Here is a 24,363-nt window from a genome sequence, read left to right on the forward strand (position 1 = left end):
ATGACCTTGACCCGTGATGACATCATCGCCGAGGCCCGCAGTTGGATAGGAACCCCCTACCAGCATCAAGCCTGCGCCAAAGGGGCCGGCTGCGACTGTCTCGGCCTCATTCGTGGACTCTACCGATATACGCATGGCTCAGAGCCGCCAATGCCCGCAGCTTATGCACCCGAATGGGCTGAGCTGCGAAAAGACGATCAGCTCCTCCATGCCGCCCAGCGCTATCTGCATGAAATTGAGGGACAAGCGCAGACCCCGATGCCCGCTGAAATCATTTTGTTCCGCTGGGCACCTCAATACCCTTGCAAACATCTTGGCGTGATGAGTGGCAGTGACCGTTTCATCCACGCCTATGAGCCTGTGGGTGTGGTTGAAAGTCCGCTCGTTCCCATGTGGCGCAACCGCATAGCAGCCCGGTTTTCTTTTTTCCCAAATTAATCGTTTCAGAAAGGAATTCCCTATGGCAACCATGGTACTTTCCAGTGTGGGTGCAGCGGTTGGTGGTGCCATTGGTGGGCCTATCGGCGCGATTGCAGGGCAGGCATTGGGCGCATTGGCTGGGTCCTATATCGACCAGCAAATATTTGGTGAAACACGGGAAATCTCAACCGGAAAACTGGGAGACCTGCAATTACAAACCGCTGCTGAAGGCGCATCCTTGCCCTTCGTATATGGCCGCGTGCGGGTCACAGGCAATATCATCTGGGCAACCCGGTTTGAGGAGGTTGTTAGGGAAGAAAAGCAAGGTGGTAAATCCGCCGGGCCATCAACCAGTGTTACCAGCCACAGCTACTACGCCAATTTTGCGGTGGGATTATGCGAAGGCCCGATATCCGCCGTGCGCCGCATCTGGGCCAATGGCAAGGAGCTGGAGACCTCCTCCCTCAACCTGCGTATCTACCTTGGAAGCGAAGACCAGCAACCGGACCCGCTTATTGAAGCCAAACAAGGCGCAGCCCCGGCCTACAAAGGCACAGCCTATGTGGTGTTCGAGCATTTACCATTGGCAGATTTTGGCAACCGCCTGCCCCAATTGGCATTTGAGGTGTTGCGCTCTGTAGAACCCTTGGAGCAACAAATCAAAGCGGTGACCCTTATCCCCGGTGCGGGGGAGTTCATCTATCATCCAGAGGAGGTGTTACAGGAACTCTCTCCGGGCAACACCAGAAGCGTCAACCGCCATGGCAACGGCGAGGAAACAGACCTCATCCGGTCGTTAGACGAGTTACAAGCCCTTTGCCCCAATCTACAAAGTGTCGCGCTGGTGGTCTCATGGTTTGGCGATGACCTGCGTGCATCACACTGTTCCATTCGTCCCAAGGTTTCCAACAACACGGCCAAGCACTTGCCCGCCAATTGGAGCGTGGCTGGCCTTGCAAGGTCGCAGGCACAGCAAGTCTCACAGATTGATGGCAAACCAGCCTTTGGCGGCACTCCCTCGGATGCGTCCATCATCGCAGCGATCATCGAGCTAAAACGGCGCGGCTTGAAAGTCATGTTCTATCCGTTTGTGATGATGGATATTCCCGCAGACAACCAATTGCCGGACCCATATGGCGCTGCAAAACAGGCAAGCTACCCATGGCGCGGCCGCATCACCACAGATATTGCGCAGGGTGTAACAGGGTCTTCGCAGGGAACCTCTGCCATCAACCCACAGATAGAGGCGTTCCTTGAGGAAAGCACCCAATGGCGCTACCGCAAGTTCATTCTCCACTACGCAAATCTGGTGAATGAGGCAGGCGGTGTCGGTGCATTCCTGATCGGCTCAGAGCTGCGCGGTCTCACACAAAGCTGGGCGGGCGCTGGTTCGTTTCCGTTCGTCGATCACTTAAAAACGCTGGTGGGAGACGTGCGCCAGATTGTTGGAAACACAACAAACCTCTCCTATGCTGCGGACTGGAGCGAATACGCAGGCTACGCGCCGCAATCAGGTGACCTACGATTTCCTCTCGATCCACTCTGGGCACGGCCTGAGGTCGACTTCATCGGCATAGATAACTACCTGCCACTCACAGACCTACGAGATGAAGATGATCCGCAAAGTGCCTATGATCTGGAGCAACTACGTGCGGGAATCACCTCTGGTGAGTACTACGACTGGTATTATGCCAACCAAGAGGCACGGAACCAGAAGGCCCGCACCCCCATTACTGACGATGCCCATGATAAGCCATGGGTTTTTAGGCAAAAAGACCTGAAGAGCTGGTGGCAAAACCAGCATGTGGAGCGGGTTGGTGGAACGGAAGTAAGCAGCCCCACACCATGGGTGCCGCAATCCAAACCCATCTGGTTCACAGAGCTTGGCTTTCCAGCCGTTGACAAAGGCACAAACCAGCCCAACGTTTTTGTCGATCCCAAATCCTCAGAAAGCCACTTACCTCATTTTTCCAAAGGCCATCGGGACGATCTGGTACAACGCCGTGGGCTAGAAGCTCAGCTAAGCTATTGGGGCACGGATCATCCAAATTGGCCTCAAGGGGACAATCCAACGTCCAGCCACTACTCGGGCGAAATGGTTGATCCAGATAATGTCTATCTCTGGACGTGGGACGCACGGCCCTATCCTGAGTTCCCAACCTACACCAGCGAGTGGGCAGATGGCCCCAACTGGCAGCTCGGGCATTGGCTGACGGGACGCCTAGGCAACCTCTCTGCAAATGGCCTGATCCGCGCCATGCGAGACGATTTCGGCCATACTGCAGACCTGTGTGAACTTGCCGACCTTGGGGAGAGCATTGAGGGGCTGGTGGTTGCGGGTCCAACATCGCTGCGCTCAGCTCTTTCTCCCGTCCTGCAATTGTTCGACGCAATGGCAGTCGATCGCGGCACGCATCTTGCTATTGTATCAAAACACCCTGCTGGGACCAGTCCCATCGACAACACATTACAACTGGGGGATATTTTAGAGGCTCAGCAAGAGGGAGAGGGGTTTATCTCCATCGCTCGAAATGATGGAAAAGATCTGCCAGCTGAGTTGCGCTTGTCCGGTTCTGACCCTCAACGTAATTTTGAAAGTATCGTGGTTGCATCCCGCAGGCTGGAGGGTGTTGACCGAAGAACGTCAACAATTCACCTCCCTATCGTTGTCTCGTCCCATACAGCTAAACGTCTGGTGAGAAAGCTGCATCAATCACTTTGGCTAGACCGTGAAAAGATGATGTTCAACCTATCGCTTAAAACCGCAGATTTGCGTGTTGGAGACCAGATAACACTGCCGGCGGAATTGCTAAGTGAACAAGCAACACCAATGACATGCCGGATAGATCAGATTTCGCTGGGCTCTTCAATGGAGATTGAGGCTACGCGCTTGTCAGGATCACCATCCGCAGCGACTGCAATCTCCAACCACGGTGATGTTGCTCCCATCTATAATGAGGGCACATCCGGCCCGCCTCTCGTTAAAATCATTGATCTGCCAGGGTTCCATTCAGAAGGGCCCGATGATGGCAGCCCGGTCATCGCGGTCTATAACCAAAGCTGGCCCGGAGCCTATCAGGTCTATCAGTCCAGCTCGGGCGAGGATTTCACACCGCTCATGCAAGTGACTGACCCTGCTGTGATGGGAGAACTGGTTGAGAACCTCTCCGCCGGCCCTGTCTGGCGCTGGGATCTCAAATCAAACCTAACCGTCAAACTGTTTGGGGGCACACTGCAAAGCCGCAAGGAACTGGATGTTCTGGCAGGTGCAAATGCGTGTGCAGTCAAAACCTTGGATGAGTGGGAGGTGATACAGTATTGTAATGCCGAATTAATCGCGCCCATGACCTACAAACTCACCAAGCTTTTACGCGGCCAGTTAGGCACAGAGCATTTAGCGGTGATAGGCACGCCAACAGGAGCTGACTTCCTCGTGCTGGACGCCTCCATACAGAAGTTACCATGGACCTCGGACAAAGCGGATATAACACTCTCGTACCGTGTCGTTCCTGCAGGCAAACCGCTTGGATACAAATGGGCAACAACCACCACGGATACAGGAGACCAAAGTGCGCTCAAACCGTATGCGCCGGTTCATGTGAAAACCTCACAAGAAATCAACGGTGATCTCCACATCGCATGGACGCGCAGAACACGGTGGGAAGGGGACAGTTGGGCGCTGGTGGACGTTCCGCTTCATGAGGATGTTTTGCAATTCAGCGTAAAAATATACAAAAGTGTTGCCGGACAAAGTACCGTCACTTTTTTGCGTGAGCTCACGGTAGAGAAGAGTGAGGCAATCTACTCCCAGTCAATGATGCTTCAGGATGTAGGTGTGGGGAACCATCAACTTAAGATAGATATTGCGCAGCTCTCCGCCAAATATGGAAAGGGAACAACCATCACGAGTACGTTCAAAGTTTACCTCTGACATTAAGGGCGGTTTAAACAGGGTTATCCAAATTTCTTTAAGGAGAATGCCCAGTGCTGGCACAAGGGGCCAAGAATCTGCTAGGTCATTGTTTTGGAATAATAACGCATCGTTCATGTGACGTTCAGCGCTTGCCGGTTAGAAGACCCATTATGAGACATCGAATCCAACAATTCCTTTTTCGCCCTTTGATGGCATTGGCTTTGGTAACTGCCGTTTTCGCTTGGTCCACTCCAGCTCATGCTGCGTGTTTGTCGTCCAGCGCCACACGCCAGGCGGTTGCCAGTGGGCAGGCGAGGCCTTTAGGATCTTTGCGCGTCAACGGACAGATCCTTTCAGCCAAACTGTGCGAAAGCGGCGGCGGGTTGGTTTACGTGCTGTCGGTGCTCAACAACGGAAATGTTTCACAAGTGCGATTGAACGCACGAACGGGACGCAGGCAGTAACGAGAGTGCCAAGAGCTTTGGATATAAGAAGTCTTGCCTGAATTTGAACGAATTTTTCAAGCGATATAAACTTTGAAGCTGGTGTGGGGTATTTGTAATGCGGATGTTGGTTGTCGAAGATGACGGCGATTTAAACAGGCAGCTGTGCGAAGCGCTGGAAGATGCAGGCTACGTTGTCGATAAAGCATTTGATGGTGAAGAAGGGCATTTCCTCGGAGATACCGAACCGTATGACGCGATTATTCTGGACCTGGGTTTGCCGCAAATGGATGGCCTCAGCGTGCTGGAGCGCTGGCGCCGCGATGGTCATACCACACCTGTCCTCATTCTCACCGCACGCGACCGGTGGAGTGATAAGGTTGCCGGTATTGATGCGGGCGCAGACGATTACGTTGCCAAGCCGTTCCACATGGAAGAAGTCCTGGCGCGGGTGAGGGCTTTGGTTCGCCGTGCAGCTGGTCTGGCATCCAATGAGATCTCCATTGGCGATATTGTTTTGGACACCAAGGCGGGCAAAGTCACCAAAAACGGTATGTCCGTCAAACTGACCTCTCACGAATTTCGCTTGCTGTCCTATCTCATGCACCATAAAGGCAGAGTAATTTCCAGAACCGAATTGGTTGAACATCTCTACGATCAGGACTTTGACCGCGACTCCAATACCATTGAAGTCTTTGTAGGTCGCTTGCGGAAGAAATTCGGCAGCAAAATGATCGAGACAGTGCGCGGATTGGGTTATCGGTTACAGGAAGAAAATGCCTGACACAGACAGCAAACCGCAAATGGCCTCCAAAGGCCTTAATCGCTGGAACCTGATCCGTTATATCCGCAAACAGCAACAGACGTCATTGGCATGGCGTCTGATTTTTGTTGCTGGCCTCTGGGCTATTGTCACCCTGTTCGTTGCAGGCGCTATCCTCGTCGCCCTGTTTCGTGAAGCTGGTGAAAAAGCGCTGGATGATCGTCTAGACGTGCATATGACAGCTATTGTCAGCCTCATTGCCAATGTCGGAGACCAACAGAAGCTTGAGACCCGGCAAATTGGTGATCCACGCTTCACTATGCCGTTGTCTGGTTGGTATTGGACAGTTCAACGGGACGGCAAAGTCCTTTATGAGAGCGATTCTTTGTTCGGTGATACGCTCAAAATGCCAAATCTTGGTGGGGTATCAGAGGCAACGCGCAATATCATTGGTCCTGCAGGGCGAGATTTGCGCCTTCTGCAAAAACGCATTCAATTCGGCAGTGAAACACCTGTCACAATTGCTGTTGCTGGCAGCACGAGAGAACTTGGCGAAAGCACCACTTCTTTTGCGTGGCAGGCCGCGACGACACTGGGCGTTTTGGGTTTGGGGTTGATCGGCGCCATTTTCCTTCAGGTCCGCTTTGGTCTGCGACCTTTAAACGAACTTCAGGATTCATTTGGCCGGGTACGGCAGGGTAAAGAGGAAGAAGTGCTGGAGGACCTGCCAAAAGAGCTGAAACCGTTGGCAGTGGAACTCAACGCTCTCATTCATTCCAATAGAGAAGTGGTGGAACATTCCAGAACACAGGTAGGTAATTTAGCACATGCCCTGAAAACGCCTCTGTCAGTGATTACCAACGAGGCACGCAGTTCTGATGATCCGCTTGCAATGAAGGTTTCAGAACAGGCAGATCTGATGAGAGGGCAAGTCCAGCACTATCTGGAAAAGGCGCGCATGGCGGCTCAGCGCAGAGTTATCGGCGTGTCTTGTGAGGCAGGGCCGATCATTGCACGCATGGCTCGGGCGATGGAGAAAATCCATCGTGACAAGGAGCCGGAGATATCGGTTGAGATGGATGAAGGCCTGTTGTTCAGAGGTGAGCAACAGGATCTGGAAGAAATCCTTGGAAATTTGTTGGATAATGCCTGCAAATGGTGTGATAAAAAAGTGTCAGTGACGCTCAAAACCCACAATTCCTCCGCGTCACTTATATGTCTGATCGTAGAAGATGATGGTCCAGGACTAGGACCAGAAGAGCGAAAACGGGCGGTACGTCGTGGTCAGCGTTTGGATGAAACAGTACCGGGTACCGGGCTTGGTTTGTCAATTGTAGTTGATATTGCAGGCGTTTATGGTGGCGCGTTTGAGCTGGGATCTAGCAAACTGGGCGGGCTAAAGGCAACAGTCACGTTGCCTGCGCTGTCAATCTAATCTGTTTTGGGCAGGGGTTGCATCTGTTTTAAACAGTACGGATAGTAGATTTAACTGTGTTTTGGGGGTTGCTTGGCAACATCGTTTTCGGGCTAATGGCGCAGCTTTTGCTCAAAGACTGTCGAGAATCTCGGGAAGGAACTATCGTTCCTTTTCAGAAAACTGATAAGTCGCTAAAGCGACAAAAAGGATGCATGTTGGTGCGGAACTGGAAACAAATTTTGGCTTTGTCTTGCATGGTTGGCGGTTTGGCTGGCTGTAGCACGACAGACCATCTCTCAAAGTCAGAGCAGTCCTCATCCTCTTCATCTGTCTTTGGGTTCTGGTCTTCAGAAAACGAGCAGAATGGTGCAGCTCAAGCTGCAATCGACAGCGCAACTGCCGGTGAATTAAAGCAGATGCTCCGCAGTGGTGATCTGGATACCGTTTACAAAGCGCAAAACAAAGCACTCAACGCATCGGATGCTGGCAACAAAGTTGTGTGGCGGAACCGATTCTCGGGGGCCAATGGCACAGCAAAGTCTGGTCCGGTGTATTATGTGAATGATCGCCGCTGCCGCGACTTCAAACACACCATTGCTTACGATGAAAAAACGCAGGTTATCAAGGGTGCAGCCTGTGAAGAGGGCGAACGCTGGGCTGCGTTGAACTAACAAATTTCCTGAGCAAATTTAATCTTTCCCGAGAAAATTAGGCGGCTATAGCCGTTTATCTACGGAAAATATTGCCTATCAAGACTTGATTAAGCAATTCAGCCGATAGTTTCTGCGGGGTAATGCAATTCTGTCCTTTGATAAAGGTGTGTGTGATCCAGGTTTCGGCATAATTTTGCCGGGGCCAGAATAAAGCTGAGTACCAGAGAGTTTTGGATGCACGAAATAAACCACAAAGCGTTGCAGATGGAAAAGGTACTGGGTGCCTTATCTCATAGTGCATTGCGTATGTTGGAGCGGTCCGTAGAGGGCACGTTGCAAAGTGGCAAGTCTGTCCCCAACTCTGATCTCATGCTGCAGACGATTCGTCGGCTACTTGGTCAAAACACATCTATTCCTGAAATAAAGCTCTCTCTGGAAACACCGTTAAAGCGCGCGATCTTGAGCCCGCTACAGCCATTTTTGGTTCCTGCCCCGTTAAAGCAGCAACGCGCTGGACGTATAGATGCCTCTGTCATTGATACGCTTTGGGCTTATATGCGGCGTGAGCTTCTTTCAAAAGAGTTTTCAGAAGCAGTCACTGCGTTGGAAGAGCTTTGCGAAGAGCAAGATCTGCCCTCAACACATGATACGGTTCGAAAAGCGTTGGCGATCGCTGCAGAAGGATTACGCTTGCGTTTGGTTGCTGCGGCCAAAAAAGAACTGATAGCGGCTGAGAGTGACAGTCAAACCAAGACCAAACTCCGCCGCAAAGTTGGTGGGCACGTTAATTTCGACTTCTTTAGAGACGCGCTGGAGATTCTGGACCGCGCGCCCGCTTGGGAAGATGTAATGGTTCGCACAAAACCATTTGCAGAAGACGTTTTGTCCATGAGGTCGGGAGAGAGTTTATCAGAGCTGCGATCTCATATCGAAAAGCATCCCAAGGAGGCGAGTTATCTGGCCGCGCTGTCTTACCTGCGCCTGGATGAAGCGCCCGCGGAGCTCATAAAACTCGCACAGGCTCTCTCAGTAAGTGCAGAACTCAATGGCATTGTTGGGACGCCTTATGCAGTCTTTGTGGAATTTGCGTTGTCTGCCTTTGAACAAAGCATCATCCTTGTCGAAGGGTGGCAGAAGGACGAGGGCTCTGTTGTCGGCTTACCAGAAGCAGCAAAAGCCTGCCTGATTCATTTTGAGGATTTAGACGAGCTCAAGGGCTTTGTTGAATGTGATCACTGGTATCACCAAACAACCCAGCTTAAAGGTCGCCTCTGTGCCATGCTGAAGGAAGAAATCCGCACCCTACCGTCTTTACTCGAAGAGGTGATAGCCTCAGAAATTCAATCAGAGAGAGTGAAAAATCAGAGTGGATCCCGTACCGAGCAGATTCAACGCTCCTATCACAAATGTTTGAGGGGATTAAAACTGGCCAAGCTTGCATCCCAATACGCTGGCATCCTCGGTCTCAATGAGTTGCAAAACTCTACCCACGAACATGTTGAACGTTTTATCGACCGCAATTCTGAAATGCTGCTGAAGTCGCCTAAATCAGCGCAAAACGAGACAAAAAACGTTCCCAATTATGGCGAAATTTCGCAAAAGTTGAGCCGTTTGATCTCTATGAGCGAGATCTCATTAGAGCCTGAAGACACCGCGAACCTGATCCGTAGGCAGAAGACATACTTAAAAAACGCCGCTTAACCCATTGCTTGCGCCTGCGTCTTTTAGAAAGTAAGTGAATTTTCCTAGGTATTTTGTGGGTATATAACCCCTGCGACGGCCCGCCGCAGGGGGGGAACTGTTGCCTTTCACATTTAGAACCTGTCTATTTAGGCCACTATGACATTCTGGTTAGTTCTCGCAATTTTGACGGCGGCGGTCGCATTGACCGTACTCGTTCCATTGACCCGCTCTCCCAAGGTTAGTCCTGAAGAGCGCAATGATGAAGCTGTGTTTCGTGCTCAGCTTGATGAAATACAAAAAGATCTTGAGCGCGGTGTTATCGCGCCGGATATGGCAGAAGCCGCCAAAATTGAAGTGTCGCGCCGTTTGTTGGCAGCGCATAAGCAAAACCAGGGAGGTCATACCTCGGCTCCCTCTAAGTTTCGCATGCGATTGGTCCAGCTTACGGTGATTATACTGATGCCATTGGCTGCCCTTGGTATGTATTTGCAATTTGGCTCTCCTGAGGTGCCAGACCAACCACGCGCAGAGCGTTTGGTCGCACAATCAGGGCAAGCCGATTTGCGGGTGCTCATTGCGCGCACTGAAGACCATTTGCAGGAAAATCCGAAGGATGGTCAGGGCTGGGCAGTCATCGCTCCAGTCTACATGCGCACCGGGCAGTTTGAGAAAGCGCGCCGCGCCTACGCCAATGCGTTGCAACAGTATTCTGAAAATACTGAGCTGATGGTTGGATGGGCAGAAGCCAGCATTTTTGCCAACAACGGGCAGGTCAGCGAAGAAATTGAAAAGGTATTGCGGAGGATCAACCTCGCGCAGCCTGAAATGCTTCAACCTTACTATTATCTGGCCATGGCGATGGGCCAAAAAGGTCAGCTTAATAAGGCTCTGGACGCGTGGAATGCCCTACTGAGAAGTGCAGACCCAACAGCGCCTTGGATAGATGCTGCCAAAGCTCAACGCGATGAACTGATCGCACAAGGTGCCGTCGCATCAAGCAAAATTCCTGAGCTTTCTGCCGCAGCGCAACAACCAGCCAGCCCAACAGCTGAGGAAGTCAGTGCAGCATCGCAAATGAGCGCAGATGACCGCAAAGACATGATCAACCAAATGGTTGTTCAGCTGAATGAGCGTTTAACGGAAGAGGGTGGTTCAGCTGCCGAATGGGCACGATTGATCCAGTCTCGGATTATTCTTGGCGAACAGGTAAAGGCGATCAAAACAGTTGCCCGCGCCAAGGAAAACCTGAAAGACGATGCTGCTGGTCTGAAACAGATCAACCAGCTGGCGGCGAGTTTGAAGTTAACACCTGCCAAATGAGGCAGATAGCATAAATGCTGCGACCAGCTTGAAAAACCTAGTGGCTCAGAGTTGGCAACGTATCTTTGGAACTGGCAAAAATGACACGTAAACAGAAAAGACTCGGCCTCATTGGTCTTGCAGGATTGGTGCTGACGTCAGCCGTCGGCTTGGTTCTTTATGGACTTTCCAGCAGCGTGACCTATTTCCAAAGCCCAAGCGATATTGCTGAACAGCAGATAGCTGTTGGGCAGAGAATTCGTCTTGGTGGTTTGGTGGAAGATGATTCCGTCGATAAAAGTGCTGGCTCCATAATTCTGTTTCGCGTAACCGATCAGGCTGAAACTGTTCCGGTGTTCTTTAAAGGTATTTTGCCAGATCTGTTCCGCGAAGGGCAGGGCATCATCGCCGAAGGTTTTATGGATGAAAAAGGCGTCTTCAATGCCGATTTGGTTCTAGCCAAGCACGATGAGAGCTACATGCCTAAGGAAGTCTATGAGTCACTCAAAGACGAGGGACATTGGATGGAAGAAGAGCAGGCCGCAGTCACCGACCAGAGTTCCAAAATAAATTAATCAAAGTCAGCCCACAACCGGGCCGGAAGTACAGCACCTGAAATGGACTGTAGGAAAACGCAATGATAATTGAAATTGGCCACTATGCGCTCATTCTTGCATTGGTAGTCGCAGCGATTCAATCAGTCTTTCCAGTGTGGGGAGCCGTTCATTCAGATCACCGTCTGATGGGAATGGCGCCTGGCCTTGCAATACTTATGTTCCTTCTGGTTTGCGTTTCCTTTGGCGCATTAACCTGGGCCTATTTGTCCTCTGACTTCTCACTGCTGAATACCTATCAGAATTCGTATAGTGATAAGCCGTTGATCTATAAAATCTCCGGCGTCTGGGGGAACCATGAGGGCTCCATTCTGCTCTGGGTGCTCATTCTTACGTTGTTTGGCGCGCTCGTTGCTGTGTTCTCCCGCAACATTCCTCAACAATTGAGAGCCGCAACACTCGGCGCTCAGGGTTGGGTATCCTTCGCATTCCTTCTGTTTGTTATTGTTGCATCAAATCCGTTCATACGCATTAGCCCGGCTCCGTTACAAGGCACCGGCCTGAACCCAATGCTGCAGGATGTGGGTTTGGCTATACACCCGCCAATCCTTTACATCGGTTATGTTGGCTTCTCCATCGTGTTCGCGTTCGCAGCCGCAGCCCTTATTCTTGGCAAGCTTGATGCCGCATGGGCGCGTTGGGTGCGTCCTTGGATTCTCGTCAGTTGGTCCTTCCTCACCCTCGGCATCGCAATGGGTTCTTATTGGGCTTATTACGAGCTCGGTTGGGGTGGCTGGTGGTTCTGGGATCCGGTTGAAAACGCATCCTTTATGCCATGGTTGACCGGTACCGCCCTGTTGCACTCCGCAATTGTTATGGAGCGCCGTGATGCGCTCAAAGTCTGGACAGTCTTCCTTGCACTTCTGACATTTTCGTTGTCGCTGCTTGGTACCTTCCTCGTCCGTTCTGGTGTCCTGACCTCTGTTCACGCGTTTGCAGTTGATCCAGCTCGTGGTGTCTTTATTCTGGCTATCCTCCTCATCTTCGTAGGTGGATCTCTGGCTTTGTTCGCATGGCGTGCGCCTCTGCTACGTCAGGGTGGTTTGTTCTCTCCCATCAGCCGTGAAGGCGCGTTGGTGCTCAACAACTTGTTCCTTACAACGGCTTGTGCAGCTGTGTTTGTTGGAACGCTCTATCCGCTGGTCCTTGAAGCCTTCTCTGGCAGTAAGATTTCTGTAGGCGCACCATTTTTCAACCTGACATTCGGCCCGATCATGGTGCCCGTGCTGATTTTGATGCCATTTGGTCAGTTGTTGGCGTGGAAGCGCGGCGATATATTGGGCGTGAGCCAACGTCTGACGTCAGCTTTCATTGTGTCGATTCTGGCAACGATTGGATTGATCTGGTTCATGGGCGCAAGCTCCACCAGCATCCTGACAGCGCTCGGCTTTGGTCTGGCCTTCTGGGCAATCTTCGGCTCCTTGTGGGAGATTGTAGATCGCTCTCAGATCTTCAAAGTAGGTGTCGCGCGTGCCTTTGCTCGTGTTAAAGGCTTTGCACCAACAGTGTGGTCCTCTGTTCTGGGACATGCTGGTATCGGTATAACTGTTCTGGGTATTGTCGCCACCTCAGCCTTTGAGATGGAACGTGTGGAAGTCATGCGACCGGGTGATACTCTGGAGCAGAATGGCTATCACGTGACCTACGAGAAGAGTTGGGTACAAAAAGGCGCGAACTATGAAGAGATTGTATCTCGCTATACGCTTCGTAAAGACGGCCAGATTGTAGACATCATGGAGCCTACCAAGCGTGCTTATGCAGCCGGTGGTATGCCGATGAGCGAAACGTCCATCGCAACCTTTGGGTTCTCACAGGTCTACTTCGCGACAGGTGACACTGATGAAAATGGTGGTATCGTTACGCGCATCTACTTCAAGCCGTTGATCACCTTGATCTGGATTGGAACACTTATCATGTCCCTAGGTGGTGCGATTGCGTTGTTTGATCGTCGCTTGCGTGTAGGCGCTCCTGTATCTGCACGAAAACGCAAAGTTGCAGCACTTGCGCGTGCAAATGCTAGTCCGGCGGAGTAAGAACCATGAAGCTCAAATTCGTTCTGGCCCTGCTTTCATGCATTCTTATGGGTTCTGGTATTGCATTCGCTGTGAACCCGGATGAAGTGCTGAAAGATCCGGTTTTGGAAGGACGTGCTCGCGAAATCTCAAAAGTGGTTCGCTGTGTGGTGTGTCAGAACCAGTCCATCGACGATTCTAACGCCAAACTGGCAAAAGACTTGCGGTTGTTGGTTCGTGAGCGGTTGGTCGAAGGGGATAGCGACAGCGAAGTTCTGGATTATCTTGTAGCCAGATATGGTGAGTTCGTTCTGCTGAAGCCTCGTTTTGCGTTTCACACTTTGTTCTTGTGGGCAGGCGGTCCTCTGGTTCTCGTTTTGGGTGGCTTTTTCTTGTGGCGAACGGCTCGCAAGAAAAAAGGCGCTTCTCAGAATAAGGCTGGATCCGCTGTTAAACCTCTGACAGCCGAAGAGCAGGCCGAATTGGACAAGTTGATGTCTACGCCTAAATAGAGCGATAAATTCGCGAAGGGGCCTCACGATCACAAGTTGTGAGGCTCACGGTAAATCACTTCTTTTTGCAACCAGTTGAATTGTAAAGGTGCGTGTAAGCGCGCACTAGATACCTGTCTTATAAAGTATTGACTGCGCCCGGAGCTATTCTAGATGGCAGCTGCGCAGGAAAATGACAGGAACCATTCACATGGCAAATGATCCGGAAAAACTGGAATTTGAAGGCTCTTTGGGAGCCCAACTCGCAGCCCGTCTGGATAAGCCAGAAGGCACACCCAAAGCCTATGCGCTTTTTGCGCACTGTTTTACATGCTCTAAAGACTTGTCAGCCGCGCGCCGTATTGCTGCTGCCCTGACAAAAGATGGCATTGCAGTCCTACGCTTTGATTTTACAGGTTTAGGTAACAGCGGTGGAGATTTTGCCTCCACCAACTTCTCTTCAAACCTTCAGGATCTTGTGCTTGCCGCGGATTACATGCGCAAACATCTGGAAGCTCCCAAATTGCTTGTTGGCCATTCTCTTGGCGGCGCAGCCGTGCTTGCCGCTGCCGCGGAAATTCCCGAAGTTGATGCTGTCGCAACCATTGGCGCACCGGCTTCAGCTGATCATGTCATCCATAATTTTGGTGCCTCACTGGATGAAATTGAAGAAAAAGGCGAGGCAACTGTCCAACTTGGTGAGCGCCCGTTTAAGATTAGAAAACAGTTTGTCGACGATCTGATAGCTCAGGACGTGCGATCTAGAGTGGCGGTGCTTAAAAAAGCTGTCCTGGTGCTTCATTCTCCCGTTGATAAGACTGTCGGTATCGAAAATGCCGCTCAAATTTTTGAAGCAGCCAAACACCCCAAATCCTTTGTCTCACTGGACGATGCAGATCACTTGTTGATCAAATACAAAGATGCTGATTATGCGGCACGCGTTATTGCAGCATGGGCAAGCCGGTATATGGGCGCAAAGAAATAGGCGTGTAGGGACCCAATAGTTTTCCCATCATTACAGAAGATTAATGTGGCAGATAGGTGTTTGTAAGGTTGGCTCAGGCATAGTCATTCTCAACGGAATTCAAAAAAAGCCCGTTTCCCCGGTTGGGCTGAGATTGACCAAATGGAGTTGAGCCAAATGAAGTTGACAAAGAACGCAAGTTCCAACGTTATTTCCCTATCTGCTGCTAATTTTTTTTCCAAACGTCGTTCCAGTCTTCTCAACGGCACCATGGCCCTCGCGATCGTCGGCGCCATGGCTGCTCCCCTTGTACTTGCCCCTATAACTGCTCAGGCAGAGCCTGTTCGCGTTAACGCTCCCGCAATGCCAAGCTTTGTTGCTTTGGTAGAAGCAGTTCAGCCTACCGTTGTTTCTGTCCGGGTTCGCTCTGAGATCAAAGAGGAAGATCGCCTTAGCGGTGTTCCTCCGATGTTCCGCGATATGCCTAAGGATCACCCGCTACAGAAGTTCTTCCGCGAATATGGTCGTCCGGGCGGCGATGCTCCTCAGAAAAAAGCCCCACGCAAACGTTACGACCAATCTCAAGGCTCCGGGTTTTTCATCTCTGATGATGGTTTCGTCGTGACCAATGAACACGTTGTTGAAGGTGGTACTGAGTTCACGATTGTGACCAGTGAGGGTGATGAACTGGATGCAACCCTTGTTGGGTCCGATAAACGCTCAGATCTGGCGCTGTTGAAAGTCGAGGGCAAAGAGAAATTCGAATACGTTGCATTTGCTGAAGACACGCCATCGGTAGGTGAATGGGTTGTTGCCGTTGGTAACCCGTTCGGCCTTGGTGGCACAGTAACTGCTGGTATCGTCTCTGCTCGTGGTCGTGATATCGGCGCAGGTATCTATGATGATTTCCTCCAGATTGATGCCTCGGTAAACCGCGGTAACTCAGGTGGCCCAGCCTTCAACGTCAAGGGTGAAGTTGTTGGCGTAAACTCCGCCATCGTCTCCCCAAGTGGCGGTAACGTAGGTATTGCCTTCGCAATTCCAGCAGCAACAGCCAAAAAGATTATCTCAGACCTGAAAGAAGATGGTGCTGTGACCCGTGGTTGGTTGGGTGTTCAAATCCAGCCCGTAACCAAGGACATTGCAGAATCTCTGGGCCTTGAGAATGAAAATGGGACGCTGGTTGCTGAAACTCAGGAAGGTACTCCAGCCGAGAAAGCAGGCTTTACAGCCGGCGATATTATCCTGAAAGTTGACGGCAAAGAAGTGAATGGCCCACGCGAACTTGCTAAGGTCATTGCTGGCTACGAACCGGATACAGATGTTGAGATCACCTACTGGCGCGATGGTGACATCAAAACAGCAACAGTTACTCTTGGCACCATTCCTGATGAGAAAAAGAAGGCGTCAGTCACCAAGAACAAGGATGCCAACACTGCGCTGGTAGACAGCCTTGGTCTGGAACTGGCGACAGCTGAGCAAGCAGGCGTGGATGAAGAAGGTGTTGTTGTCACCAAAGTAGCTCCAGATGGTCCGGCAGCGGACAAAGGTCTGGCACCAGGTGCAATCATCACAGAGGTTGCTGGCGTAACTGTTAAAACACCGACAGACGTTGCTGAGCAGGTTGAAAAAGCACGCGAACAAGGCCGCAAAGCAGTTCTGCTTCGTGTAACCCGCGGCGAAAACACTTTGTTTGTTGCAATTCCGTTGGAAGGAAATGAAGACAAAGAATAACCCTTTCCCCGAATGAGGATCGCAGGACGCCCCTCCTGTGATCCTTCACCGAAACATGTGATCTTACCCTCGTTGATGTGTTTCGGTTGGTTATGGGGCTGGTATCAAATGCCCTCATCTGACGACCAGCCCCACGAACCATCTCATTGAGCTCGGCACGGGTTTGACTGACGGGGCCTTTGCCGGGCACAATAAAACTTCTGCAAATGCTCGAGGTTGCCTCTGACAGCATTTGCTTTTTTTTATCGTTTCCCCGCATTCTAGGGCAAACGACCAATGCCTTGCTCCGGGAATGACAAAAATGAGAATCTTGATTATTGAAGATGATCGGGAAGCCGCAGATTACTTGCTCAAAGCACTAAAAGAAGCAGGACATGCCGCTGATCTGGCCGTAGATGGCGAAGACGGATTGGAACTGGCAATCTCAAATACATGGGATGTGCTGGTGGTGGATCGCATGTTGCCCAAACGAGACGGCCTTTCAATAATCGAAACACTTCGCGCCTCTGGTGATGAAACCCCAGTCCTCATCCTATCAGCTCTGTCTCAGGTGGATGATCGCGTTACCGGCCTGCGTGCTGGCGGAGATGACTACCTCTCCAAACCCTACGCATTTTCAGAACTTCTTGCTCGTGTAGAAGCATTAGGCCGCCGGAAAACGGGTCCGCAGGTGGAAACCAAGCTGCAAGTGTCTGATCTGATTTTGGACCGTCTTGCGCACTCTGTCTCGCGCGCTGGTCAGGATCTTGTTTTGCAGCCCCGTGAGTTCCGTCTGCTGGAATACCTCATGAAACATGCAGGACAGGTCGTAACCCGCACTATGCTGCTGGAAAACGTCTGGGACTACCATTTCGACCCTCAGACCAATGTAATTGACGTTCACATCTCGCGTCTCCGGTCAAAGATCGACAAAGGCTTTGACTATCCATTGTTACACACCGTGCGCGGTGCGGGGTACTCCATCCGTGACAGCTCTAACTAGGATACTCTCCACCACGGCCTTCAAACTGGCGGCGATCTACCTCACGTCGTTCACCGCGCTCTCTGTGTTTTTGTTTATCTTCATTTCGCAGAACACAGATGATCTGATGAACAAACAGGTCGTACAAACCGTTGATGCTGAAATTCAGGGCCTTGCCGAGCAATACGCTCAAAACGGGATCAACGGCCTTGTAGTCGGCGTGGAGCGCAGAGTGCGCAGCCCCAATTCCAATCTCTATCTCATTCTGGATTACTCCGGAAATGTCATTACAGGAAACATCTCCTATCTTCCTGAAAAGGTCTTGGCTGAAAGCGACGGGAGCATTCAGTTTGTGTCCTATACGCCGCACGGCATGCCTGCGACAGAGAAAGCAAAATTCAAAGCCATAGTCCGCATCTTTGAGCTCCCCGGCAACTTTAAACTCCTTGTCGGGCGTGATTTGGAAGATCAGGTTCATTTGAAAAACCTACTGGGAGATGCGCTCACGCTGTGGCTCGTAGGTATGGTGGTTCTGGCCGGAATCACATGGTTCTTCGTGAACCGCCGTATTTTGAAGCGTATCGACAACCTGTCCATGAGCTCACGTCAGATTATGGAGGGCGATTTGGCAGGTCGTCTGGACGTCACTGGTAATGGAGATGAGTTTGACCGCCTCGCAAGCAACCTCAACGTCATGCTGGATCGTATTGAGGACCTGATGCGCGGCCTTAAGGAAGTTTCCGATAACATCGCCCATGATTTAAAAACTCCACTCACACGCATGCGGGGACGTGTGGAAGCAGCCTTGCGTGCAGATCTGACGGAGATTGAAGGCCGGCGCTGCTTGGAAGATACACTGATTGAAACAGATGAACTCATCAACACCTTCAATGCGCTGCTGCGTATCGCCCGTGTTGAAGCAGGGTCGACCGGTGCGCAATTGAAAGCCCAAAGACTTGCGGAGATCGTCAATGATGTCTGTGAGCTTTATGAACCAGCTGCTGAAGAGGAAGGCGTTGAGTTTTCTGTGTCAGTCAAGGGTGACCCAATTGTTGACGGTGACCGGGAACTCCTAGCTCAGGCAATGGCAAATCTTATTGAAAATGCTCTCAAATATGGGCGTCCAGAACACGAAGATGTTCAACCTACCATCAAAATTGACTTATCCAAAATTGGCGAACAAGCTATACTCAGCATCGAAGACAATGGCAGCGGCATTGTCAAAGCTGATCGCGATAGAGTCTGTAATCGCTTTGTTCGGTTGGATAGTTCACGTCATGCACCGGGATCTGGCCTTGGACTGTCCCTTATCAAGGCGGTGGTAACTCTCCATCATGGAGAATTGCAGTTAAGGTCTGCAACAACAGCAGATGATTCTGATAGTGATAAACAATCTGGCTTAAGTGCACGGATTGTGTTGCCCCTGAGCAAGGGGTTAGCAAGTGACGGAGAGGTCAAAGAGGCATGGGACAAGGCTCAGAAGAAGAACGCCACCAGCTGAAAACCAGTACTCTCAAACGCGTCCATAGAGAAGGGGCACCTGCGCCCCTTCTTGAGCGTTTGGAGAAAATGCCTGTTTGTGCGGATGATGATTTAGGCAACCAGCACCTTAAAGACCTGATTAAAAAACTGGAACGCAAAGATCTGATCTCTGAGTTTGAACAGTTGTGTCAGCGCGTCCCACATCTTCGCAGTTTCATTAAGGGCTTCATGGTCAATGCGCCGTTTCTGCGCGAGACCATGCTGCGTGATGTACATCGCTTCCTGCGCATTCTTAATACGCCACCAGAAGAAACGATTGCCATTCTTTTACAGGACTGCCTGATTGCCAAACCGCAAACAGAAGCCGAGCTTATGCAGGTCTTGCGGTTAGCAAAGCAGGAGATGGCGCTTACTGTCGCTCTGACGGATATCGCCGGGGCATGGCCTTTGGAAAGTGTCACCGGTGCTCTTACACGCTTTGCTGATACGTCTCTGACGGCCTGCTTGCGCTTTTGCTTTCGGGACTTGGAAGCAAAAGGCAAGTTCATCCCTGTTGACCATGATGAGCCGGAGAAAGAAGCGGGTTATTTCATCCTCGCCATGGGCAAACACGGTGCTGGAGAACTCAATTACTCCTCTGATATTGATCTGATCATAATTTATGACCCTGAGAGATCCCGCTTGATTGGCGGAGCTGAAGCTCCTGTTGAATTTGTCCGTATGACGCGCCGCCTCGTAAAACTGATGAATGAGCGCACAGGTGATGGCTATGTCTTTAGAACAGACTTAAGATTAAGGCCTGATCCCGGCGCCACGCCTCTGGCTATCTCGGTACCAGCTGCGCTCGTCTATTATGAAAGCCTTGGGCAAAACTGGGAACGCGCTGCTCTCATCAAAGCGCGCCCTTGTGCTGGTGATATAGAAGCCGGTGAAATCTTTCTGGAAGAAATTCGACCATTCGTCTGGCGGAAATACCTCGACTACGCCGCAATTTCTGACGTTCATTCCATCAAACGGCAGATACACGCTCATAAGGGGTTCGGCAAAATCACTGTTGCTGGTCATAATGTGAAACTTGGTCGTGGTGGTATTCGCGAAGTTGAGTTTTTCGCACAAACCCAGCAGCTCATTGCCGGGGGGCGGAACCCACAGTTACGAGATCGTCGCACAATTATAACGCTGGAACGCCTCGCCGATTGCGGCTGGATTGACCAGTCCGCTTACGTCGAGATGGAAGAAGCCTATCGCTACCTACGGGAAGTTGAGCACCGCATTCAGATGATCAACGATGAGCAAACCCATATCCTGCCAAAGGATGAGGAAGCCCTTACTCGCGTCTACCATCTGATGGGCATTCGTGGTCGCTCAGAGTTTGCCACAGAGATCCGTGCCAGGTTTGAGACGGTGCAAAAACATTATTCCGGCCTGTTTGAACATGAGCCGGATCTGGCGACAAACCTCGGCAATCTGGTCTTTACGGGAGATGATGAAGACCCTGATACTGTTGAGACATTGATGCAGCTGGGTTTCCATAGACCTATTGAGGCGATCAAAATCATTCGCCAGTGGCACTATGGTAGATACCCAGCTGTCCGAGCACCCAAGTCACGGGAACGTTTGACTGAGTTCACACCCATCCTACTGGATGCACTCGCCAAAACGGAAAACGCTGATAAGGCGCTGCTGACGTTTGACTCGTTCCTTTCCAAACTCCCCATGGGTGTTCAGCTGTTCGGATTGCTGAAGTCCAACCCACATCTGCTCAACCTGCTGGCAATGGTCATGGGCAATGCACCGCGGATGGCAGAAATAGTCTCCAGGCGCGTGCATGTGCTTGATGCTCTTTTGGAGCCTGCATTCTTTGGAGGTGCACCAACCCCTGAGCAGGTGAACGCTGCACTTGCAACCACTTTGGGTCAAGCCAGCTACTATGAGGAAGCGCTGGACCGCGCGCGTATTTTTGCACAGGAACAACAATTCCTGCTGGGTCTTCGGCTGATTACAAGCTCCATCAGCGCTGCAGAAATGGGGCAGGGGCTGTCGACATTGGCAGATGCTGTTCTATGTCAACTGCTACCGCTTGTGCAAAAAGAACTGGAAGAGACACACGGTAAGATCTCCGGCGCAGATGTTGCACTTGTCGCCATGGGAAAACTGGGCGGGCAGGAAATCACATGTTCCTCTGATCTTGACTTGATCTTGCTCTACGACTTCCCTGAGGATGTTGTTCAAAGTGATGGCAAGCGCCCTCTTGCGCCTAGTCAGTATTACAGCAGGCTCACACAGCGTTTGGTCTCCGCGCTAACAGCGCCAACAGCTGAGGGCGTGCTTTATGAGGTCGACTTCAGATTGCGCCCCTCAGGCAATTCAGGGCCGCTTGCAACGCGATTTGCGTCCTTCAAGGACTACCAGTCCAAAGATGCATGGACATGGGAGCACATGGCTCTGACACGCACGCGGGTGATTACAAGTTCCAGCGTAGAATTTTCCATGCAGATCGACTGCGCTGTTTCGCAGCTTCTGCAGGAAAAACGTGAGCAGAAAACACTGGCACTTGAAGTCTGCGATATGCGCGCCCGTATTCAGAAGGAAAAGCCTGCAAAAAGCCCTTGGCAGATCAAAGGCATTCCCGGTGGTCTGATTGATATTGAGTTCATCGCCCAGTTCCTTCAACTGGCCCATGGCGTTAAACATCCAGAGATCCTTCAAACACGAACTGAAGACGCACTTATTAAGGCGCGTGACCTTGGCGTACTCTCAGAAGAGGATGCGGAAACACTCTTGCCCGCACTGCGTCACTACGAGGATCTTACGCAGATCCTAAAGCTCGCTTTGACTGGACATTTTGATCCCAAAACGGCGCCGGGTGGATTGCTGGATATGCTTGTTGATACGGGTGGTGAACCAGACTTTGAACGTCTGACCATTTATATGCAGGACCAGCAAGCTAAAGTGCGCGAAACCTTTGAGCGGTTGCTTGGGAAAGTCGAGCAAATTGCAAAAGCCCCTTGATCAGCTTTGAGCTTTGAATACAAAAAGGCCGCTCCTAGGAGCGGCCTTTTTAATGAAACAAACTCTTGTGTTAGGCCGCATTCAATTCGTTGAGGCTTGAAAGGCGACCTTTAGCGCGCCCTCTGGCTTTCAAAGGCAACTTGATGGTTACCTCGGTGCCTTTCTCAACTTCAGAAGCAATCTCCATATACCCACCATGCAACTCGCTCAGGGAGCGTGCAATCGCCAGACCTAGGCCGGAACCCTTGTGCGTCTTGGTGAACTGGTTTTCCACCTGAACAAACGGCTTGGCGAGACGGTCGATATCCTTCTTGGCGATGCCGATGCCGTTGTCGGTAATCTTGAGCTCGGCAAATGCGCCAACTTTGCGGGCAGAGATGCGAACCTCACCGTTATCAGGCGTAAACTTGATGGAGTTGGCAAGCAGGTTGAGAAGAATTTGCTTTACAGCGCGGCGATCCGCTTCAAGATGCATTTGCGGGAGATTCTCGCTAATAACCTTGATGTTTTTCTCACCAGCAGTTGCAGAGATAATCCGCGCCGCATCCTGCACAATTTGCTGGATCTGAACATCTTCAACAGACAGTTCAATCCGCCCAGCTTCGATCTTGGACATATCCAGAATGTCGTTGATCACGTTCAGCAGGTAGTTGCCGGAGGAATGAATATCCTTGCAGTATTCCCTGTATTTATCAGAACCAAGATCACCAAACATCCCCTGATCCATGATTTCAGAGAAACCAATAATCGCATTCAGCGGCGTTCTGAGTTCGTGAGAGATGTTGGCAAGGAATTCAGACTTCGCTTGGTTGGCATCTTCAGCACGGGTCTTCTCGTCAGCGTATTTCTCGGTCAGCTCAACAAGCTGTTGCGCCTGGAGCTCCAGTTTCTGGCGAGACTGACGTAAGTCGGCAATGGTCGCCATATGGCCGCGTTCTGAATCTAAAAGCTTCTCTTCTTTTCGCTTCAATTCGGTAATATCGGTTCCAACAGAAACGAAACCACCATCCTTGGTTCTGCGTTCGGAAACCTGCAACCAGCGGCCACCTTCCATTTCCACCTTGTAAGCGCTGTTCATATCATTGTCGGTGTAGTCGCCTTCTTCCGGTTCAGAAATGATCGGCTGACTTGCCGAAGACATCACGGTTGAATACGGCGTACCCGCCTTTACGACATGGTCAGGAAGGTGGTGAAGGAGACGGTAGTTGGAGTTACACATCACCAGATGGTTGTCTGCATCCCAAAGCACGAAAGCCTCTGAGATGTTTTCAATCGCATCCCGCAGACGCAAGTCAGCGGTGCGGCTTTGGGCTGCCAGCTGCTTCTGTTCAGTCACATCCATGCAGATGCCGATCAGGTGAGGCTCATGGGTCCCGGCATCCGTTTGGACTTCCGCACGAACACGCAGCCACACCCAGGAGCCATCAATGTGACGCATGCGCCATTGACGATCCACGTTGTTCTTACCGGTATCGAGCAAGCTCTTAGCCAGATCATAAAGGTCCACATCATCCGGGTGGGTGAGTGTTAGGATTTCGGCAAAACCCATTATATCGTTTCGAGGGTCCATGCCTAACATCTCATAGAGCGAGGCTGACCAGAACACACGGCCACGTGACAGGTCCCAATCAAACAAACCACACCGGCCGCGATTGAGAGCAGCGTCTATGCGAGATCGCGTTGCTGAGTAAATCCCATCGGCTTGGAGAGCCCGTGTCGCTTGCGCAAAGTAGGCATAGATGATCACCAGCAGCACCATGGAGGTGGCGACGAAGATTGTAACATTGGCAGAGAGCTTCACGCGCCAGGGTGCGTAAATCGCCTCCTCCGGCTGCATAATAGCAATCATGCCAAGCTTGTTTTGGAGATGGTGAACCGTTGCAAGCATCGCATTCGACTGACCTTCATTAACAGTCAGAACGCCAGCACGTTTCCCAAAGAATGTCATTGGCTGCGTATCACCAAGGTAACTGGTGATCTTCGAGCCTTCCATATCCGGGCGTGTTGGGGCGCTTGCGACGATCGTGCCGTTGGGATCAGTCAATAAAATCTGTCGGCTCTTGCTGGTTGCCCGAGGGGGAAGAGCTTCAGCTAGGGCACTTTGCAAAGCGGAATTGAGGCCCAAATTGCCTTTGTCCTGCTCTGAAATGTTGATGTTGGCCGTCAACGCGATCGCAATCAACGTAAGATCGTCTTGCGCCTGCTGGGTAACTTCTTCGTAATTATAAGCAATCTCTAAGCCACGAAAAATGGCAGTGCATGCAATAAACGCAATGCAAAGAACAGGAATAATTCTGCGCATCAATGGTTCAGTCGTTAAAAGACGCTGATAAGCAGGTTGGGCAAGTAATTTGATGTGACCAGTCAAAGCATCTTTTTTGCCTGCTCGTTTGGTCGAATTTAAGAGTCGTCGAGCGGTCGCGCCTCCCGTAAAGGCTCGTGCCATAAATGCCCCCATGTGTCAGATTCCGCCGCAAATAACTCAGGTTGCAATACCCCCGA

General features: G+C 51.2%; 16 protein-coding genes. 15 read left to right on the top strand and 1 reads right to left on the bottom strand.

The features are described from left to right. The 15 genes from BLS62_RS08795 (at position 1) to BLS62_RS08870 (ending at position 21,861) form a co-directional block, all read left to right on the top strand. The gene (locus BLS62_RS08795) at positions 1-438 is read left to right on the top strand and encodes a C40 family peptidase (RefSeq protein ID WP_093179499.1); all 438 of its coding nucleotides are present in this window, start codon (positions 1-3) and stop codon (positions 436-438) included. Positions 439-460: 22 nt separating this feature from the next. Continuing rightward, entirely contained in the window at positions 461-4,351 is a 3,891-nt protein-coding gene (locus tag BLS62_RS08800) for a baseplate multidomain protein megatron (protein ID WP_093179502.1), read from the top strand. Between the two features lie 543 nt (positions 4,352-4,894). Continuing rightward, positions 4,895-5,560 carry a response regulator transcription factor gene (locus BLS62_RS08810; RefSeq protein WP_093179508.1) on the top strand — a complete coding sequence of 222 codons (666 nt, stop codon included), beginning with the start codon at positions 4,895-4,897 and terminating at the stop codon, positions 5,558-5,560. After that, entirely contained in the window at positions 5,553-6,974 is a 1,422-nt protein-coding gene (locus BLS62_RS08815) for a sensor histidine kinase (RefSeq protein WP_208990762.1), read from the top strand. Before BLS62_RS08810 ends, BLS62_RS08815 begins: the two co-directional genes overlap by 8 nt. A 221-nt stretch (positions 6,975-7,195) precedes the next feature. Continuing rightward, on the top strand, positions 7,196-7,627 hold the full coding sequence (locus BLS62_RS08820; RefSeq protein ID WP_208990763.1) for an RT0821/Lpp0805 family surface protein: 432 nt from the start codon (positions 7,196-7,198) through the stop codon (positions 7,625-7,627). Positions 7,628-7,843: 216 nt separating this feature from the next. Then, a complete protein-coding gene (locus BLS62_RS08825; protein WP_093179511.1) occupies positions 7,844-9,310 on the top strand; it encodes a hypothetical protein in 1,467 nt (488 codons plus the stop codon). A gap of 138 nt (positions 9,311-9,448) precedes the next feature. Next, on the top strand, positions 9,449-10,612 hold the full coding sequence (ccmI, locus tag BLS62_RS08830; RefSeq protein ID WP_093179514.1) for a c-type cytochrome biogenesis protein CcmI: 1,164 nt from the start codon (positions 9,449-9,451) through the stop codon (positions 10,610-10,612). An 80-nt stretch (positions 10,613-10,692) separates the two neighbouring features. Beyond that, the gene (gene ccmE / locus BLS62_RS08835) at positions 10,693-11,166 is read left to right on the top strand and encodes a cytochrome c maturation protein CcmE (protein ID WP_093188650.1); all 474 of its coding nucleotides are present in this window, start codon (positions 10,693-10,695) and stop codon (positions 11,164-11,166) included. A 62-nt stretch (positions 11,167-11,228) separates the two neighbouring features. Then, entirely contained in the window at positions 11,229-13,238 is a 2,010-nt protein-coding gene (locus BLS62_RS08840) for a heme lyase CcmF/NrfE family subunit (RefSeq protein ID WP_093179517.1), read from the top strand. Positions 13,239-13,243: 5 nt separating this feature from the next. After that, positions 13,244-13,729 (top strand): cytochrome c-type biogenesis protein, encoded by a 486-nt coding sequence (locus BLS62_RS08845; protein ID WP_093179520.1) that lies wholly within the window; start codon positions 13,244-13,246, stop codon positions 13,727-13,729. Between the two features lie 190 nt (positions 13,730-13,919). Then, on the top strand, positions 13,920-14,693 hold the full coding sequence (locus BLS62_RS08850; RefSeq protein WP_093179523.1) for an alpha/beta hydrolase family protein: 774 nt from the start codon (positions 13,920-13,922) through the stop codon (positions 14,691-14,693). Between the two features lie 156 nt (positions 14,694-14,849). Further along, positions 14,850-16,406, top strand: a complete 1,557-nt coding sequence (locus BLS62_RS08855; RefSeq protein WP_093188653.1) for a Do family serine endopeptidase — start codon at positions 14,850-14,852, stop codon at positions 16,404-16,406. Between the two features lie 301 nt (positions 16,407-16,707). Then, positions 16,708-17,388 carry a response regulator transcription factor gene (locus BLS62_RS08860; RefSeq protein WP_200798495.1) on the top strand — a complete coding sequence of 227 codons (681 nt, stop codon included), beginning with the start codon at positions 16,708-16,710 and terminating at the stop codon, positions 17,386-17,388. Further along, the gene (locus tag BLS62_RS08865) at positions 17,372-18,868 is read left to right on the top strand and encodes a HAMP domain-containing sensor histidine kinase (protein ID WP_093179526.1); all 1,497 of its coding nucleotides are present in this window, start codon (positions 17,372-17,374) and stop codon (positions 18,866-18,868) included. Before BLS62_RS08860 ends, BLS62_RS08865 begins: the two co-directional genes overlap by 17 nt. After that, on the top strand, positions 18,832-21,861 hold the full coding sequence (locus BLS62_RS08870) for a bifunctional [glutamine synthetase] adenylyltransferase/[glutamine synthetase]-adenylyl-L-tyrosine phosphorylase (RefSeq protein ID WP_093179529.1): 3,030 nt from the start codon (positions 18,832-18,834) through the stop codon (positions 21,859-21,861). The genes BLS62_RS08865 and BLS62_RS08870 overlap by 37 nt, the downstream gene beginning before the upstream one ends. 70 nt (positions 21,862-21,931) lie before the next feature. On the opposite strand, the gene BLS62_RS08875 is transcribed toward BLS62_RS08870, so the two are convergent. Then, positions 21,932-24,307, bottom strand: coding sequence for a PAS domain-containing sensor histidine kinase (locus BLS62_RS08875; RefSeq protein ID WP_093179532.1), 2,376 nt, complete (start codon positions 24,305-24,307; stop codon positions 21,932-21,934). Positions 24,308-24,363 lie beyond the last annotated feature (56 nt).

This window comes from Pseudovibrio sp. Tun.PSC04-5.I4 (genome assembly GCF_900104145.1).
GTDB lineage: Bacteria > Pseudomonadota > Alphaproteobacteria > Rhizobiales > Stappiaceae > Pseudovibrio.